Genomic DNA, 17,653 nt, shown 5'->3' with positions numbered 1-17,653 from the left:
TGTTTGTTTATTATTGCAATGATTTGCAATAACCTTGTTTTTAATGTATTATTAAAATATAGAAAAATGTAAAATTTATTTAGAATTACTTAGCAAATAGAAAAACATTTGTTGTAATACTTTTCTTTTTTTATAGATTAGGGGGAACTATGTTTATCAAAGAATATGAAATTAACGTTATTTTACCCAAGGAGATTTTTAGAAAATATAAGATGGACACTATTGCGTATTTGGATATTGAGGCTACAGGTTTTGATTTTGAACGCGATAGAATAGTATTGATATCTTTGGGATATTACTTAAAAGAAGATCAATTTAAAATTGTTCAATATTTCGCAGAATCGCCTTGTGAAGAGGAGAGCATTTTGAAAGAACTTAAAAAATCTATGAACAATTTTGAAAAATGGTGTTCTTATAATGGTACAGCTTTTGATGAACCTTTCGTAATTAGAAAGATGAATAGACATAATCTTGGGTTTAGACTGCCTAGTGAACATATTGACTTGTTTAAGATTATAAGACCATTCCATAAAAAGATGGGAATGAAGAACTGTAGTTTAAAAAGTGTAGAGAAGTTTGCGGGTATTAAAAGGCAAGATGAAATAAATGGAGCTAGGAGCGTTGAAATATATAATGAATACCTAGTAAAACATGATGAAAAATTAAAAGAAATCCTCATGCTTCACAATTACGAAGATGTCCTAAACTTGCCTAAAATTTTCAAGGTGATTGACATTATTGAAAATAATTTGGATTTAAAAAGGAAAGAAAAATCAGAAAAAAAACAAATGTCACTTTTAAATAATAATATAAACACAAATCAGCCACTAAAAGTGGTGAATAGCCAACTATAAAAAAACAGTCCTATAATACATTTATGTACTATAGGACTGTTTTTTATTTAATTTTGTCATCATTCTTAGCAGAAGGTTTTATCTCACAGCTGTGGCTACAACCCTTGCATCCATTTCCGCAACCACAATCACCCTTTGCTTGTTTTTTTATATTAGAATATAAGATATATCCAGCTACAATAACAATTACAAAAACAATAATAAATTCCATTGGCACCTCACCTCACTATATTTTATACTAGAGGCTGCGATTTTAAATAGCCCCTTTTTATTATCTTATTATAATACTACCTACATTAAATATTATAAAAGAGACCACCCATGCTAATATTAATTGATAAGCTACAGAAAAGATTGCCATTCTATTTCCATACTCTTTTTTCATAGTCGCTATTACTGATACACAAGGAGTGTAAAGTAATACGAAAGCGAGGAAACTATAAGCTGATAGAGGAGTAAAAAAACTAGGTAATACATGTGTTAAATTGCTACCATATATAACTCCCATGGTACCTACAACTACTTCTTTAGCCATAAGACCAGTTAATAGTGCTATGGAATTTTGCCAAGAACCAAATCCAAGTGGAATAAATATTGGGTTTATAAATTTTCCAATAGCAGCTAAAAAGCTAGAGTTTATATCAACCATGCCTGTAGTGTTGAAATTTGATAAAAACCATACTATTACGGAGATTGAAAAGATTATAGTGCCAGCTTTCTTTAAGAAACCTTTACCTTTTTCCCAAGTATGAATTAATAAGCTTTTTGGTTCTGGTAATTTATATTCAGGCAATTCTATAATGAAAGGCTCTTCATCTTTTTTAAACAATGTGTGTTTAAATAAGATACCAATTCCAAAGGCTAAAGTAATACCCATTAGGTATAATGAAAATACCACAATGGTTTGTTTTCCAGGAAAAAATACTGATGCAAAGAGTGCATAAACTGGAAGCCTAGCATTGCAAGACATAAGAGGTACTAAAAGTGCAGTTAGTTTTCTGTCTTTTTCACTCTCTAAAGTTCTAGCAGACATTATAGCTGGAACAGAACAACCGAAACCAACAATTAATGGAATAAAAGCTTTACCTGATAAACCCATTTTCCTCATTAGCTTATCCATTATAAAAGCAGCTCTTGCCATGTAACCACTGTCTTCTAAAAATGAAATACCTAAGAATAATGCCAATATAACTGGCAAAAATACTATTACGGAACCTACTCCGCCTACGATACCGTCAATTAATAATGAAGAAAACCAAGGACTGTTACTCGCAAGTAGGTTTTTTAAGAATGGAACAAAAGAATCATTAAGCAAGGTATCTAGAAAATCAGCTAAAGGTTGTCCTACCCAGCTGAAAGTGAACATAAAAATTAAAAATAAACTTCCGAAAAATAGGGGGTAAGCGATTATTCTATTAAGCACAACTTTATCTATTTTTTCTGAAATAGAAACTTTATTATCACTTTTTTTATTGGTGATTGATTTCAGTAAAACTTCAATGTATGCATAAGTTTCTTTTTCATCTTTGAATTTTAGGCTATTTGAAGAGGCGGTAATATAATCTTCTTTAAGTAGGCAATCTCGAACATCAGAAATTCCCTTATTCTTTGAAGCTATTATAGGTATTACTGTTACACCTAGTTTTTGTGATAAGAGCTCATAATTAATATCTAAACCCTTAGCTATTGCTACATCCACCATGTTTAACACTAAAATTATTGGTTTGTTAAATTGTTTTAATTGCGTAGTAAGATATAAATTTCTATCAAGACTGGATGCATCTACAATATTAATAATTACATCCACATTACCATTTTGCAAAAAATCTTTGGAAACTTTTTCTTCATTTGAATAAGTATCCATTGCATAAATACCAGGCAAATCAACAATTTTAATTTTATTATCGATAAAGCCTTCTTTTTTTTCGACTGTTACTCCCGCCCAATTACCTACGTATTGGTTAGAACCTGTAAGTGCATTATATAGAGTTGTTTTACCAACGTTAGGATTACCTAGTAGTGCAGCAGTGATCATTCAAATCCTCCTCATTATGTCTCTGTACAATAATTATGCTATTTTTATATTTTTAGCGTCATTTTTTCTAATAGCTAAATTGAAACCACGTAAACTTATAATTATAGGATCGCCTAAAGGGGCGGTAGCTTTTAAAGTTACTTCAGTACCTTCTATGCATCCCAATGCTAGTAATCGTTTAGCAAATTTTTCATCACCACAAACTGAATGAATTAGCGCTTTATCTCCTGGTTTTAAATCATAAATACTCATAATAATCACTCCTTAATGAAAATAATTCTCAATATCATTTTAACATTATTATAAATTGGTGTCAATGTAAAATAGCAGGGGAATTCAACAAAATTTTTAAAATGATTTCATATAATAGTGGAATTGTGATAAAATAGAGGAAGCAGAGTTTTAAGTTAGATATATGCAAATTTATGAGTTTGTTCTTTAGTAAAATTGCTAAGAAACTTAGTAAACTTAGTAGGAAAGAGTGATATTGTGATTACAAAACTTAGTACTGTTAAAGTAGGAGAAATTTCTATGGAAAGCTCGCTTACCATAGACGGAAATAAACAACTCTTTAAAGATGCATTGTTTTTTGATTTAGAACATTACATTTATAAAAAGCCCATATGTATTGGAGTTTTTGGGTGTTGCGTTTATGATGAAATTTCAAAAGAATTAAAGGTTACTCAATATATGGCGGAAAATAAAAAAGATGCTATAGAAATATTATCTTTAGCTAAAAATTATTTTGAAGAAATGAAAATGAAGTATAATAAAAAATACATCGTTACATTTTCAGGAAATAATGATTTTACAGTTATAAATTATTTATTAAAAGCACATAAAACAGATTTTTTATTACAAGGATATTTTGGGGAAATAGATTTGCAAAAATGTTATGAAAAAGCTGAAGGAACTTGCATTGGCCTTAAAGCTCTAGAAAAGAAATTTGATATTGATCGCGAAAGTGAATTAATAAGTGGATCTAATTTAGCTAAAACCTTTGGTAAAATAGTAAAAGATGATGACTATATAAATAGAATGCCTCAAGAGAAAAAAGATAAAATACTATTATATAATCAACAGGACGTTGTCAGTTTATTTTATATCTATATAAATTGGTACAATAGAGTAAATTTAAAAACTGAAGAAATCACAGCACAGCAATAGCTGTGTTTTTTATTTGCAAAAAAATCATAATCTGAATTTTTTAGTAAGTAAAAAGGCATACTAAGACCCTTTCCGTAATAATTTAATATAAGGCGTATGAAAAATATTGAAGGGGGAGAGCGTGTGGATGGAGTTAAGAGAAGCATTGATGTAGCTATGGGAAGGGCTAAGGCAGATTTAGTGCTTAAAAATGCAAATTTTATTAATGTGTTTACTGAAAGTATAGATAGAGGAGATATTGCAATAGTTGGGGAGACTATTGTAGGCATTGGGGAATACACGGGGGATGCTGAAATTGATTGTAATGATTTATACGTGACCCCGGGTTTCATTGATGCACATGTACACATGGAGTCCTCTATGATTATGCCACAGCAGTTTGGAGAGGTGGTAATTAAAAAAGGTGTAACTACGATAATAGCAGATCCACATGAAATGGCTAATATAGATGGACTGGATGGTATTCGTTTTATGCTAAAGAATAGTAAGGAAACCCCTATAGATATTTTTTTTATGTTACCATCTTGTGTACCAGCAACAAAAATTGAGGATAGTGGATACACTCTTAATGCTGAAGATTTAGAAGAATTAATAAATGATAATAGAGTATTAGGGCTTGGTGAGGTAATGGACGTATCCGCAGTTGTAAATTTAGATGAAAATATTTTAAAAAAAATAGACATGGCAAAACATAAACATATTGATGGGCATTGCCCTAATATTTCACAGAGGGAGCTAAATGCTTACCTAAGCTGTGGTATAAGAACAGATCATGAATGTACTAATATTGTGGAAGCAGCACATAAAGTTAGCAGAGGAATGTACGTTATGCTAAGAGAAGGCTCTGCAGCAAGAAATATAAAAGACATACTTCCTGCTGTTAATAATCGTAATTTTGGAAGATTTTTATTTTGCACGGATGATAGGCATATAGATGACTTACTAGAAATTGGATCTATAGATAACTGTATTAGAGTTTCTATAAAACAAGGATTGAGTCCCATAAAGGCATTTATAATGGCCTCACATAATGCAGCAAAGTGTTATGGCTTATTGGATAGAGGTGCTATAGCCCCAGGTTATAAAGCAGATTTAGTGCTATTTGAAGATTTAAAGGGTTTAAATATAAAAAAAATTATAAAAAATGGTAAAGTGTATTCAGAACTGCAGGATAAAAAATATTTTAACTTAAAGATAAATTCATCAATGCATATGGATTTCATAAATAGTGATATTTTCAAAGTCCAAAGTAGGGTAGAACATATAAATGTGATAAAGTTAATTCCAAATTCTCTGCAAACTAAATTAGTGAAGAAAAAAATAGAAAATGAATTTGGATATATAAAGAGAACTATGGAAAAAGATATATTAAAAATAGCAGTAATAGAAAGGCATCATAATACAGGTAAGCATTTTGTTGCGTTTATAGAAGGCTTAGGCTTAAAACATTGCTCCATAGCACAAACAATAGCTCATGATTCTCATAATGTTATAGTGGTGGGAGATAATGATAAAGACATGGAGGTAGCTGTTAATACTCTTGTTACTAGTGGTGGAGGTATAGCCATGGTTTCTGAGGGAAAGGTTATTGCACAATTAAACTTGCCAATTGGCGGAATAATGACCTTTGAAGCTCCCTATATGGTGGCAGAAAATCTAAAGAGGCTTAGTAGAATAGCTAGAAACTTTGGAGTGCGAGACGAATATGATCCTTTTATAACATTATCGTTTATGGCACTTCCAGTAATACCTGAAGTTAAAATTACGTCTAGAGGATTGTTTCACTATAATAAACATGAGTTTATAGAACTCATGTCAGATAATGAGGAAAATAAAAAATAAAATTAAGCTGATTATTTCTAAAACACATTTCTATATTCAATAGGAGTGTGTTTTTTTGTTGTTCATTTAACGACATAGTTAATTTTTTAGTAGGTAAAAAATAATTATAAATGTATGTTTATAATTTAAAAAAAGTGGACAGAATTTTAAAGGTCACTAATACATAATTTGGGTAATTAGGTCTGTAGATGGTATTTGTGGTGCTAGAAAACAGGGGCACTAGGGGTGAAGTTTTAGATAAACTAGCTAAAGTTATTAGCTCTCAAAAAGAGTTAAAATAAAAAACATTATAGGAGGAAATAAAATGAAGAAAAATTTGAAAAAGAAAAAAGGGTTTACTTTGATTGAACTTATAATTGTAATTTCAATTATTGCTGTATTGGCGGCCATTGCGGTGCCTAAGTATGCCAGTATACAAAAAGATGCCAAAGTAAAAGCTGATATTGCTACGGCAAAGACAATAGCTGACGCAGTTACTGTTTTAGTAGCACAAGATAAGGTATCTGAAACAATAGGTACTTCTGATGCACCAGTTGAAATTAATGATAAAGCTACTGCGGATGCGGTTGCTATAGGAGATTATCTTCAGTTGATACCAACATCTGCGGTATATAAAGATAAAAATTTTTCGGTAGCAGTTAGTAACGGCATTGCAAAAGTCTATGTGGATAAAATAGAAGTGTATCCAAATGCTAAGGACTATGGGGCAAAAGTTACAACAGATAAAAAACAATAATTTAAAAACAATTCTATAGCAAAGCAAAACTAAAGTTTTGAATCTACAAAAGTTAAAAGTATATATACAATATCTTATAACTCGCTTTAGCGAAATTTAAGAAGGAATCCCCCCTATTTATATAAGTGGGGGATTAAAATTCATAGTTATTTAACATGTAAAAATATAACGTTTTTGAAAAATAATGTTGTGTTGTGCGTAATAAAGTTATAAAATAATATTAAATGAGGTGATCTAATGGAAAGTATTTTTCCAATAACCATTTTTATATTAGGACTATTAATAGGTAGCTTTTTAAATGTATGTATATACAGAATTCCAAGAGGAGAAAGTATAGCGTATCCACCATCACACTGCATATCCTGTGGAAATAATATTAAGTCTTATGATCTTATACCAGTGATTAGCTGGATTTTTTTAAGTGGTAAATGTAGAGGCTGTGGCCAGAAAATATCTATTAGATATGCACTGGTAGAACTTGCAACTGCTATACTTTTTTTATTAACTTACTTTCAATATGGAGTCAGCATTTTTCTCTTAAGGTATTTAATACTAACACCTTTTTTAATAGTTATAGCTATGATAGATTATGATACTATGGAAGTGTATACTACAACCACATGGGTAGCAATTGCCATGGGTATTGTTTTACTAGGGGTGAATTTTTACCAGGGGCAAGCAGTAGCTACTTACCTTTATGGGGCTTTATTTGGTGCAGGTTTCATAATTATTATTATTTTATTATCCAAGTTTATTATTGGAAGAGAAGGTATGGGCTGGGGTGATGCAGAAATTTGTGGCCTTTGTGGCCTGTTTTTAGGTTTTAAATTAACATTAATTATGATGTTCTTTTCTTTTATAATTGGTGGTATTGTTGGGATTTATTTATTGAGATTTAAAAAGAAAAATGGCAAATCGGAAATGCCCTTTGGTCCTTCTATAATAATGGCTACTTTTTTGATTATAATTTGGGGGGATAAAATTTTAAACTGGTATTTAAGTACATTCCAATAAATTATAAAAGGATTAATTGCAAGTGACACTCTAAACATAAGGACTTTAACGGAAACTAGAGGATAACTTGAATAGTTTCAATAATCCTTTAACTATCTTTAATGGCTCTATTTTGATATTCACAAGAATAAGTGTATAATTAGGCATAACTGAATGGTTATGAAGGGTTGATAATATGCAAAATGCATTGCGGAATATGAATAATAAATGGAAGAAAAAACCCATGAAAGCGAAAAAAAGTGATTATCTTCAAAAAATTTACGAGAAAAATACTAGTACAGGAAATTACGTTATACAGGTAGCTTTAGACAAGTATAATGATATATTTAATGACTGGGATCGTGCTCCTTTTAAAAAAAGAGACATGGATCCGGATTTAGCAAATTTTCTTGAAAACTGTTTTGAAGAGATTCCGGCTAAAGATGGAGTAGATATATGTTTCTACTTACCCAAAGAGGAAAAAGACGTAAATCGAGAAGAAGTGTTAATTGCAGGTATTAAAACCTACTATTCTTTTTATTTACATCAAGAAATTAAAGTTTTAAAGGATAATTATCGCAGATTATTTAAATATTTAATCACAGCACTTAGTCTGCTAGCAGTGTCTGTTTTTTTAAGTACTAGTGTTGGTAGTAATATAGTTTTAGGAACGGTACAACAAGGATTTAATATAGGTGGATGGGTGTTTTTGTGGGAAGTTATATCAATGGTTATTTTTAGAGGTAGAGAAGTTAGTTCTGAAATTAATAAATATCAAAGGTTCTTGAATTCATTAATTTATTTTAAATATGGTAATGAAAACCCACTATTTTAGTATAGTGAATTTAAAAAAAGCTCTATGAAAATTTTTCTTAGAGCTTTTTTGTTTTAAAGTTTAAATGGGGCCTCTAAAAAAGTGTATTTTGGAAGGCCATTTTCAATAGAAATTTTTGGTTCTCCCATTATTAATGGTAAGGTATATTCGTAGGCTTCACGAGTTACATTATTACCTTCCTCATTAATCCATTCTAGAGGGAAATATTTAATGTTATTAGCAACCTTTACAGTTTCAAGTACAAAAGGTTTGGAGGCATATGGCGAATTTGAAAGTCTTTTTATACCTATCATGTTTCCGCTTATTCCATCAATAGAATAAGCAGCAGCAGCTTTACCTACTTCATAGGCCTCATCAATATCAGTTTGTGATGCACAGTGCATTGAACAACGTTGGATTGTAGAAAGTTCTAAAACTCTAACCTTTTGCGCCGTAGCAGTTGTTAAAAGTAAATCCTTCAGGTATGCACAAACACCACCTAACTGAGCATGACCAAATTTATCAAGGCCAGTGGAAGAAGCTTCGCCTATAAATTTGCCTTCTTTAGTTCTTATGCCCTCAGAGACTACTACAAAAACATGATTTTTTTCAGTAAGTTTTTTACTTATATCCCTTAAAAAATTCTCTGTACTAAAAGCAACTTCTGGAAGATATATGAAATCTGCAGCAGGTCTACCATTAATTGTTGCAATACAAGCACTAGCTGCCAGCCATCCAGTATCGCGTCCCATAGTTTCAAGTATGAAGACTCCTTTTGCAGGGTATACACTGGCGTCTAGGAAGTTTTCAAGAACTGATGTGGCAATTAGTTTAGCTGCACTACCAAAGCCAGGGGTATGATCCATAATTGGTAGGTCGTTATCTATTGTTTTAGGAATTCCAATAAATTTTACATCCTTATTATGCTGCTTTGCGTAAATACTAAATTTATGCACAGTATCTTGTGAATCATTACCTCCGATATAAAAGAAGGTTTTAATTTCATGTTTTTCTAATATTTTAAAAAGCTTTAAGTACTCTTCAGGGCTTTCTTCTACGGATTTCAACTTATATCTGCAAGAGCCAAGACCAGAAGATGGAGTATATTTTAATCCTTTAACCTCGTCATAGGGTATGTTAGATAGGTTTACGATATGGTCGTTTAAAATACCCTGTATTCCGTTTATGCCAGCATAAACGTTATCATAATATTGAGAGCTAATATTCTCATCTAGTACGCCAATGGCACTAGCATTTATTACAGAGGTTGGACCTCCTGATTGAGCTACTATACAATTTTTCATTTTAGAATTTCCCCTTTCCATTGGAATTAAATTGTGATTACAATTAATAGAATGTACTAGTTGATTATAAGGTATAAATTTAAGTTACTCAAGATAGAATTTAATTTTAAATGAGCCATTCTAAAACAATAAGAATAATTAATCTATTACATATAAGGTTTACATTTTGCATAAAATATTAGAGGTGTAACAAAATATATATTTTGTATTATTTACGGAAGGTGGTACACTAATGCCCATAATAGATTTTCATTGTGATACAATCATGAAGTTTATGGATAAAAACCTAGAATCAGTTTTAAAGGAGAATAATTTAAATGTAGATATTTGTAAATTGAAAAAGGCAAATTCCATTGCACAGTTTTTCGCTCTTTTTGTAGAGCTGGATAAGGCAAACGACCCCTTAGAATATTGCTTATTAATGGTAGATAAATTTTATGAAGAATTAGAAAAAAATATTGGGGACATTGCCTTGGCCACAAACTATCAGGAACTTATGGATAATATGAAAAAGGGGATGATTTCTGCATTTCTAACTATCGAAGAGGGTGGGGTTCTTAAGGGGAAAACCCAACAATTGAGAAATTTTTACAAGTTAGGGGTAAGGCTTTTGACCCTTACTTGGAATTTTCCAAATGAGCTAGGGTTCCCAAATAAAAATAAGGAAGATAGAAGTAAGGGGCTTACGGATTTTGGAATTGAAGTTGTAAGTGAGATGAATAATCTCGGCATGATTATCGATGTTTCTCATTTATCAGATGGTGGATTTTATGATGTAGCAAATTACTCTAAAAAACCATTTGTAGCCTCTCATTCTAATTCAAGGTCAATAAGTAACCATCCTAGGAATTTAACTGATGATATGATAAAAGTTCTTGCTGCACGCGGTGGCGTAATGGGAATTTGTTTCGAAAAACAATTTCTAGGCAGTAATGAGTTCAGTAGAGTAGAGGATATGGCGTGCCATATATCCCATATAAAAAATGTGGGTGGAATAGACTGTATTTCTATTGGCTCTGATTTTGATGGAATAAGTAACCAAGGCCTTGAAATTAAGAATATTGGTGAAATAGAAAAATTATCAATAGCTTTGAATAAAAATAATTTTAGTTCAGAGGAAATGGATAAAATTTTTTATAAGAATGCCATTAGAGTTATAAAAGAGGTGCTTTAGTAATTATATATTTTTTTATCAGGAGAATATTATATAAGTATGATGAATTATTATAATAGTAAAAATATGGAATAGAATTAAAATTATTTTAATAAATCGGAAGACTAATTTTATTATTAATGATAAAATATATGTATAATGTTTTAAAGATTCTGGTAAATCTTTGCGATATAAAATCAGGAGGGGTACAATGGCAAATAATAATACAAACCATGGAAAAGAATTGAAGAATAACATAATTCTAAAAGAAGTTAATATAAGAGGAAATTTATGTGGTGAATTCGCTGAGTATACTATTGATCATGTATATGAAAATAAAGGAACAAATGATGTAGAGGCAATTTATACTTTTCCAATTCCAGAGCGAGCAGTTATATCAGGTTTTGAAGCAGTACTAGGTGGTAGGACTATAAAGGGATTAATACAAGATAAAGATGAAGCAAATAAAATATATGAGAATTTTAATCAAAAGGATAATAACACATTTTTGCTTGAAGAATTTAGTGATGACATATTTAGAATAGTTATAGGTAAGATAATTCCCAATGAAGTTGTAAAAATAAAAATATCTTATATAGAAGAACTGAGCTATGAGAATAGAAACTTAAAATTGGTTATCCCTACAATAATAGCTCCAATAAATCTTTCGAAAGATAATACAATAGATTCTAGTGCATTAGGCAGTATCCATAAAGATAACGATTATAAATTTACGTTAAGGCTACTCGTTGAATCTTTAACAAAATTAGAATTTAAGTGTTCTTCTCATAAAATAAAGGTGGAATACGAAGAAAATAATTTATATAAAGTAACTTTAGATGGAAACAATCAAAGAATGGATAAGGATTTAGAAATCATACTAGAAGAATTAGAAAAATTAGAAACTACAGGAATGATATATGATTATCCAAGGGATGATAAAGGAATTTTATATTTAAGATTTATACCAGACCTTGAAATTGAGCAAAAATCATCTGCTTCAAACTATATATTCCTTTTAGATATATCACGATCAATGGACGGAAATAAATTAATAGAAGGTAAAAATGCACTTCAACTATGCTTAAGAAATTTAACATTAGGAGATACCTTTAATATTTGTGCCTTTGGAGATAAGCTTAATTTCTTCGCTAAAGAAACAAAGGTTGATTTTAATGAAGAAAATTTAAGTAGTGCCAGCAAATGGATTGAGGAACTTAAAGCAGAAAAAAATGCAGTGATTTTTGATGCAATAAAGTACGCACTTCTTGGAAAAAGTGAAAAAGAAGAAAATGTAATTTTCTTATTTACAGATGATTTGGTGGAAAACGAAAAAGAAATATTAAATTTTGTGGAAGAGAATATTAAAGAAAGTCGAATATTTCCTTTTGGGATAGATACTTTAGTAAATAGCTATTTTATAAATAAATTAGCTCGCATTTCTTATGGTGCTGCAGAAGTTATATACCCTGGGGAAAGAATTGAAGATGTTGTGCTTAAACAATTCAATAGAATTAAAAATCCTCAAGTTACTGATATTGAAATTGATTGGGGTAAAATGAAGGTTGAAACAACATTCCCAAGAACTATTGAATATATGTATGATAAAGAACCGTTTTCAATTTTTGCTAAAATTAATGGAGAAGTTGGCGGAGTAATTATCTTAAAAGGAAAAGTTGGTAAGGAGAGAATTCAAAGAATAATTATGCTGAATGACCTTGAACTAGAGGAGAATGTTAATTTAATTGAAAAAATATGGTATAAAAAACGTATAGGATCTCTTCAGCATAGAGTAAAATATGAACGCGGGGAACTTCAAGAGGCAATGAACAATAAGATTGTAGAAATTTCTAAAAAGGTTGGCATAATTTGCAAAGAAACTTCTTTTATTCTTTATGAAGAGATGGAAGATCCTATCTTAGGCATAAGAATAAGAGAAATTCTACCTGTTAAAACCACAAAAAGCTTAGAACTTTCCTATGAAAGTTTAGATGGAGACTCTGAATCAACAGCATTTTATTACAAAGATTTATCAATATTAAAAGAAGAACATGATAAATATGCTGGTTTTCAAAGAAAGCAGTTATTAAAAGTCTTAGCATCTAATCAATTTGCTAGTGGGGCTTTTGGTATCAATGTGGATGACAGTATACAAAACAATATTAGATATACTACAAAAGCAATGTTAGCCTTTGTCCTAGGTAATGAAGATATCAAAATATATACTAATCAATTAAATAAATCAATAGAATTTTTAAATAAAGCATTGGAAAATAATGATTTAGATTTAAATAAAGATGACTATTTAAATTTGTTATTACTTTTCAAATTATCTATTAAAAAAGACATAGTACTATCTTTTTATAAAGAAAATATTGACAAGGAAATCCATAAAATCCAAGGAAAATTCCAATTGCAGGATAGTGATGTAATTGAAATTAAGAGTGAATTTATCAAAGGCTTAGGAGTAAATCCTAATGAGCCTAAGGATACACTTCAATATATAATCCATACCGCTATTTTAAAGACTATCTAAACATTAGACAAAGATCCCACAGGATATATATGTGGGATCTTTGTCTGTTTATATGTAAAAGATGCATAGTTATTATTTTAGAATCATGATATATTATATTTAGACCCGGATTATTCATGAACTTAAATTTTATGGGTTTAATTTTAAAAACACATAGAATTTGAGTTTTATTATTTATTTTCATTACAAAAATCGCGTTTCCTGGATAGAAATCACATAAAATATGATTATACATATATTTACATTTTAAAAAGTATACACTTCACCAATTTGTTTTAATCATATTATTTAAATTATTAAGTTTTGCAAATGAATTATTAAATCAAATGAACCTATATAGGTATATAGAAAATTCTATTTAATATATTAAAAAATACTTCTTTGTAAGGGCAACTGCTGCATAATTTAAACTTTAAATATCTTCCACCTTTTACTATTTTTGCTGCAATCTTTATTAATTTTGTGCGAATAGTTTCAATTGTCATATTTTTCATTGGTGTTTTATCTAAGCAAAGATTTCGAAACCAATTATTAAAATTATATGCAAGTACCATTTCTTGAAGCTTATTAGCATTAGCTATAAAAGTAGTACTGCTCATTTTATCAAAAGATAATCCGAGTTTACCTTCTTTTATAAAGTTTTCCATAGTACCTCTGTTGCAATAGAATTTAACCACGGATTCTGGAGGCAATGTCATATTTGTAACAATGAACGTATAGTTATAGCATATTTGATCTTCTGGCTTTTCTATTTTTACAACCACCCTACGCTCTTTTTCCCAACTTGATGCTTTATACTTAAATTCTCCATAAACAACATGGTATGAGCAAAAGTCTCTTTTGCACAATTTAGACATTTCATTAGCAAATTCACATGCCGATTTGTATAATGTAGGGTTAACCTTTAATCTTATTGCATAAAGTGTGTCAAGTTGTTCAGAAATTTCATATAACTCAGGAGTGGCAAAGCCACTATCGCCCCTTATAACTCTTGTAGTATTAGGATATTTATTCACATATCTTTTAAGCACAGGACCTATAAATCTTACTGCTTGCCTTGAAGTATAGACATTTCCTGACCTAAGCTCCGCTTTAATTAAATCACCTGTCAGCCCATCAAACATTAATAGTGGATGATATCCATTTGAACCATAGTGAGAGTTATAATCTGAACCATATTGATCACCATAGGTTTGAAAATTCGTAGAATCTATATCAAAAATAATATGCTCTGGCATTCTAACTGAATAAATTTTATCTTGTAGCGTTTCATTAATATATTCATGGCTTTTTAATGTTTCAACAGTAACCCTTTTATTAAACCTAGAAATTGTTGGTTGAGAGGCTAATGATTCTTTACCAAGTATATTGGTAAAAGTAGGATCGTGTCTAAGTTCATCGGCATTATCATCAGTATCATAACCTGCGATTCGTTGATATATTCTTTGAATCGCAATGTCTTCATTTTTATGTGTTCTAGCGTCAGCTGAGCTATCTATAATACAAATATTTTCTTTGATTGTTTTACTAAAGCCGATTTTTTCATCAAATTCTTTATATAATAAAAGCCCTGCATCTGATGTTAAATTTCCACCTTCAAAATCTATTTTAATTTTTTTGTTGAATTCTAATGATTTTTCATTTACACTATTCATTGTAAGAAGTCTCTCCTTTGTTTTTGTGTTTTGTTTTGTCAACTTAAACATAACAAATTTGAGGCTTTTTGCATATACTTTTTTATCACTTTTTTCATGAAAAATTAAAAGTTTATAGAATACAGTGTTTTAGCTATGTAAGGCATAGCTTTTTAGTGTTGCATGAATAATCCGGGTTAGAAATTATAAGTTAAAATAAAGTGTCTTAAAAAATAAGAACTAGTGATTTTTTAAGGCTCTTAAGTATAAGGAAGTAAGGATAATGATAGGACAAAATATAAAAGATTTAAAATACAGTGAGCAGGAAATAGTTAAAAAAAGAAATGCTATAAGAAATAAATTTATGGTTAAATCTGAAAATGTAAATACAGGAAATATACAATGTATGTCAAATCAGGACATAAAAATTTTATTCGATTTATATGATGAAGAATTTTTTAAGAGTTATTTTAGAGATAATTTAAAGGAAAGCATAACTTTTTCTTTATCTACTAGGATGACCACCGCTGCAGGGAAGACTATGTATAGTAGAAAAATAAAACTATTAGAGGAAATCGAAAAAACTTATGAAATAAGGATGGGCATAAAATTCTTTTTTCAGTATTACAAGGTAGAAAGAGACAAGATAGTATCTGGTATAAATACAAAGGACTCTCTAGAGGCATTTCAAATAGTTTTTGAACATGAATTATGTCATTTAATTGAGTTCCATATTTACAGTGAATCTAGTTGTAAAAAGCGCAGGTTTAAAACTATGGTTAATAATATATTTGCCCATACAGAGGTACATCATCAATTGCCAAGTCAAAAGGAGATAATTTCACTGGATTATGGCTTTAAGATAGGACAAAATGTGTGCTTCTCTCATGAGAATAAAAAATATAGTGGATTCATTTATAAGATAAATAAAAGAGCAACAGTTATGGTAAAGGATAAGAGGGGTACTTATAAAGATGGGGAGGGAAATACATATTCTAAATGGTATGTGAACTTTGAACAATTAGTATGATGCACAAAATCTACAATGAAAAATTTTAAGGGCAGGTTTAGCTAAAACCTGCCCTATCCTAGGATATATGGAAAGCTCAGAATGATTTACACTACAACATATACACATCCCTACACACCTAAGGATAATCTTTCGACTATATATAAGCATTACACAACATGCATACATCTTTGCTCGATTAAAAGATGTACCTTGGAGAACATATATAATCTTCCGACTATATACAATCCCTAACTCTTATCATCATAGTTAATTATTAAAGTATAACTGGAACATAATGTTATACACTACAACTGGAGCCTGCGGCACATAATCTAGTCTTAGCTCGACCATTACACATCTATTAAGATCCTATACACACAGTTATGCAAATATACAACCTTTTCAAGACACATAATGATCTTCCCTCTGGCATAAATTAAGCCATAACGACCTAAGATACACCTTTGGCCGAATATTAAAAAGCTATTTATAACCTCGTAATACTCTTCGCTCAACCAATCTAAACCCTCTCCTTAAGTATTCTTACCCGATGTTGCTTTATTATGCAAAAACTAATAAAAAAAATTAATAATATCATAGTATATTATGAGGAGAAAAGGTAATTTTAATAAACATTACTACATATGGTTATAATCTATGATATAATTTATATATAATTGCTAATGAATTCAAATATTGATATTTAGCTTTTATTAATATAATATTTTATTAGGAAGGTGACAAAAATGAAGAAAATTCTTTCAGTAATATTATGTAGTGTATTAATGTTTACATTGGTTGCTTGTGGAAAAGACCAGGTAAAAAAAGAGGATAGTTCAAAAAGTGTAGTTAAAGAGCAGCCAAAAGAACCCTCTAAAGTAGTTGGAGGCACCGTGGAACCAAAAGTAGAACCTAAAACCGAAAAAATAGAAAGTAGCGAAGTGGTACTTTATTTTAGTGATGATCAAGCTATGAACTTAGTAGGTGAAAAAAGAACTATAGAAAACCCTACAGCAAAGTCTATTGTAGGCGAATTAGTAAAAGGACCTAGTGCACAAAGCGCAGGAAAATTAATTGCAACGTTGCCTGTGGATTTAGAAGTAATAGATGTGCAAGTTAAGGAAAATATTGCTTATGTTGATTTTAAAAGTAGCGCAACGCAGAAAATCTCCGGTGGATCTACAGGAGAGGGAATGGCTTTGTTTTCAATTATAAATACATTAGTTTTAGATAAGGAATTAGGGGTAAAGAAGGTCCAATTTCTTGTTGAAGGAAAAAATGTAGAGAGTATTAAAGGTCATTTCGATGTTAGAAAACCTATGAGTGAAAATCTAGAAATGATAAAAAAATAATATTTATAGACTATAACCATATAATTCTTTACATAAAAGAATGGAAATAAAGAACAAGTCAAATATGATAGCATACTGACTTGTTCTTATTTTTGTGAATCTAAGATAAAAAAGGCAAGTTATCATAAAATAACTTACCTTTTAACCCAAGGGATTTTTTGACCACTCAAAGCAATCTACGCTACAACATATGCACATCCCTACATACCCATTTGAGCATT

At 30.1% G+C, this 17,653-nt stretch carries 15 protein-coding genes; 10 read left to right on the top strand and 5 right to left on the bottom strand.

Annotated features, from left to right (window positions below; genetic code table 11):
- Nucleotides 1-149 precede the first annotated feature (149 nt).
- A complete protein-coding gene (locus G9F70_RS18595) occupies nt 150-854 on the top strand; it encodes a ribonuclease H-like domain-containing protein (protein ID WP_164947416.1) in 705 nt (234 codons plus the stop codon).
- Between the two features lie 43 nt (nt 855-897).
- Here the strand turns inward: G9F70_RS18595 and G9F70_RS18590 are convergent, their stop codons facing one another.
- From G9F70_RS18590 to G9F70_RS18580, 3 genes are read right to left on the bottom strand one after another with little or no spacing between them, the layout of a single operon-like run.
- On the bottom strand, nt 898-1,065 hold the full coding sequence (locus G9F70_RS18590) for a FeoB-associated Cys-rich membrane protein (RefSeq protein ID WP_164947417.1): 168 nt from the start codon (nt 1,063-1,065) through the stop codon (nt 898-900).
- Nucleotides 1,066-1,125: 60 nt separating this feature from the next.
- Nucleotides 1,126-2,889, bottom strand: coding sequence for a ferrous iron transport protein B (feoB, locus tag G9F70_RS18585; RefSeq protein ID WP_164947418.1), 1,764 nt, complete (start codon nt 2,887-2,889; stop codon nt 1,126-1,128).
- Between the two features lie 33 nt (nt 2,890-2,922).
- Nucleotides 2,923-3,141, bottom strand: a complete 219-nt coding sequence (locus G9F70_RS18580) for a ferrous iron transport protein A (RefSeq protein WP_125006142.1) — start codon at nt 3,139-3,141, stop codon at nt 2,923-2,925.
- A gap of 237 nt (nt 3,142-3,378) precedes the next feature.
- On the opposite strand from G9F70_RS18580, the gene G9F70_RS18575 reads away from it, so the two are divergent.
- The 5 genes from G9F70_RS18575 (at nt 3,379) to G9F70_RS18555 (ending at nt 8,462) form a co-directional block, all read left to right on the top strand.
- Nucleotides 3,379-4,056: a ribonuclease H-like domain-containing protein gene (locus G9F70_RS18575; RefSeq protein ID WP_164947419.1), complete on the top strand. Its 678-nt coding sequence runs from the start codon at nt 3,379-3,381 to the stop codon at nt 4,054-4,056.
- A 123-nt stretch (nt 4,057-4,179) separates the two neighbouring features.
- Nucleotides 4,180-5,898: an adenine deaminase gene (ade, locus tag G9F70_RS18570; protein WP_224617671.1), complete on the top strand. Its 1,719-nt coding sequence runs from the start codon at nt 4,180-4,182 to the stop codon at nt 5,896-5,898.
- A gap of 304 nt (nt 5,899-6,202) precedes the next feature.
- On the top strand, nt 6,203-6,634 hold the full coding sequence (locus tag G9F70_RS27320) for a prepilin-type N-terminal cleavage/methylation domain-containing protein (protein WP_164947421.1): 432 nt from the start codon (nt 6,203-6,205) through the stop codon (nt 6,632-6,634).
- Between the two features lie 237 nt (nt 6,635-6,871).
- The gene (locus tag G9F70_RS18560) at nt 6,872-7,648 is read left to right on the top strand and encodes a prepilin peptidase (RefSeq protein ID WP_164947422.1); all 777 of its coding nucleotides are present in this window, start codon (nt 6,872-6,874) and stop codon (nt 7,646-7,648) included.
- A 196-nt stretch (nt 7,649-7,844) separates the two neighbouring features.
- Nucleotides 7,845-8,462, top strand: coding sequence for a hypothetical protein (locus G9F70_RS18555; protein ID WP_224617668.1), 618 nt, complete (start codon nt 7,845-7,847; stop codon nt 8,460-8,462).
- Nucleotides 8,463-8,515: 53 nt separating this feature from the next.
- Here G9F70_RS18555 and G9F70_RS18550 read toward each other — a convergent pair whose 3' ends face one another.
- Nucleotides 8,516-9,745, bottom strand: a complete 1,230-nt coding sequence (locus tag G9F70_RS18550) for a 6-phosphofructokinase (protein WP_164947424.1) — start codon at nt 9,743-9,745, stop codon at nt 8,516-8,518.
- 232 nt (nt 9,746-9,977) lie between these two features.
- Here G9F70_RS18550 and G9F70_RS18545 point away from each other — a divergent pair, with 232 nt between their 5' ends.
- Both G9F70_RS18545 and G9F70_RS18540 read left to right on the top strand, forming a co-directional pair.
- On the top strand, nt 9,978-10,919 hold the full coding sequence (locus tag G9F70_RS18545; protein WP_164947425.1) for a dipeptidase: 942 nt from the start codon (nt 9,978-9,980) through the stop codon (nt 10,917-10,919).
- A 190-nt stretch (nt 10,920-11,109) separates the two neighbouring features.
- Complete coding sequence (locus G9F70_RS18540; protein ID WP_164947426.1) at nt 11,110-13,434, top strand: VIT and vWA domain-containing protein; 2,325 nt, start codon at nt 11,110-11,112, stop codon at nt 13,432-13,434.
- Nucleotides 13,435-13,766: 332 nt separating this feature from the next.
- Here the strand turns inward: G9F70_RS18540 and G9F70_RS18535 are convergent, their stop codons facing one another.
- On the bottom strand, nt 13,767-15,089 hold the full coding sequence (locus G9F70_RS18535) for an IS1380 family transposase (RefSeq protein ID WP_224617865.1): 1,323 nt from the start codon (nt 15,087-15,089) through the stop codon (nt 13,767-13,769).
- A gap of 262 nt (nt 15,090-15,351) precedes the next feature.
- Between G9F70_RS18535 and G9F70_RS18530 the strand changes: the two genes are divergently transcribed.
- Nucleotides 15,352-16,098, top strand: a complete 747-nt coding sequence (locus G9F70_RS18530) for a SprT family zinc-dependent metalloprotease (RefSeq protein ID WP_164947921.1) — start codon at nt 15,352-15,354, stop codon at nt 16,096-16,098.
- Between the two features lie 728 nt (nt 16,099-16,826).
- Nucleotides 16,827-17,432, top strand: a complete 606-nt coding sequence (locus tag G9F70_RS18525) for a GerMN domain-containing protein (RefSeq protein WP_164947920.1) — start codon at nt 16,827-16,829, stop codon at nt 17,430-17,432.
- Nucleotides 17,433-17,653: the final 221 nt, after the last annotated feature.

The organism is Clostridium sp. FP1 (genome assembly GCF_011065975.2).
In the GTDB taxonomy this organism is placed as follows: Bacteria; Bacillota; Clostridia; order Clostridiales; family Clostridiaceae; genus Clostridium_AD; species Clostridium_AD tagluense.
The sequence above is the reverse complement of the archived record's forward strand: the minus strand, read 5'-3'. Positions and strand labels throughout refer to the sequence as shown.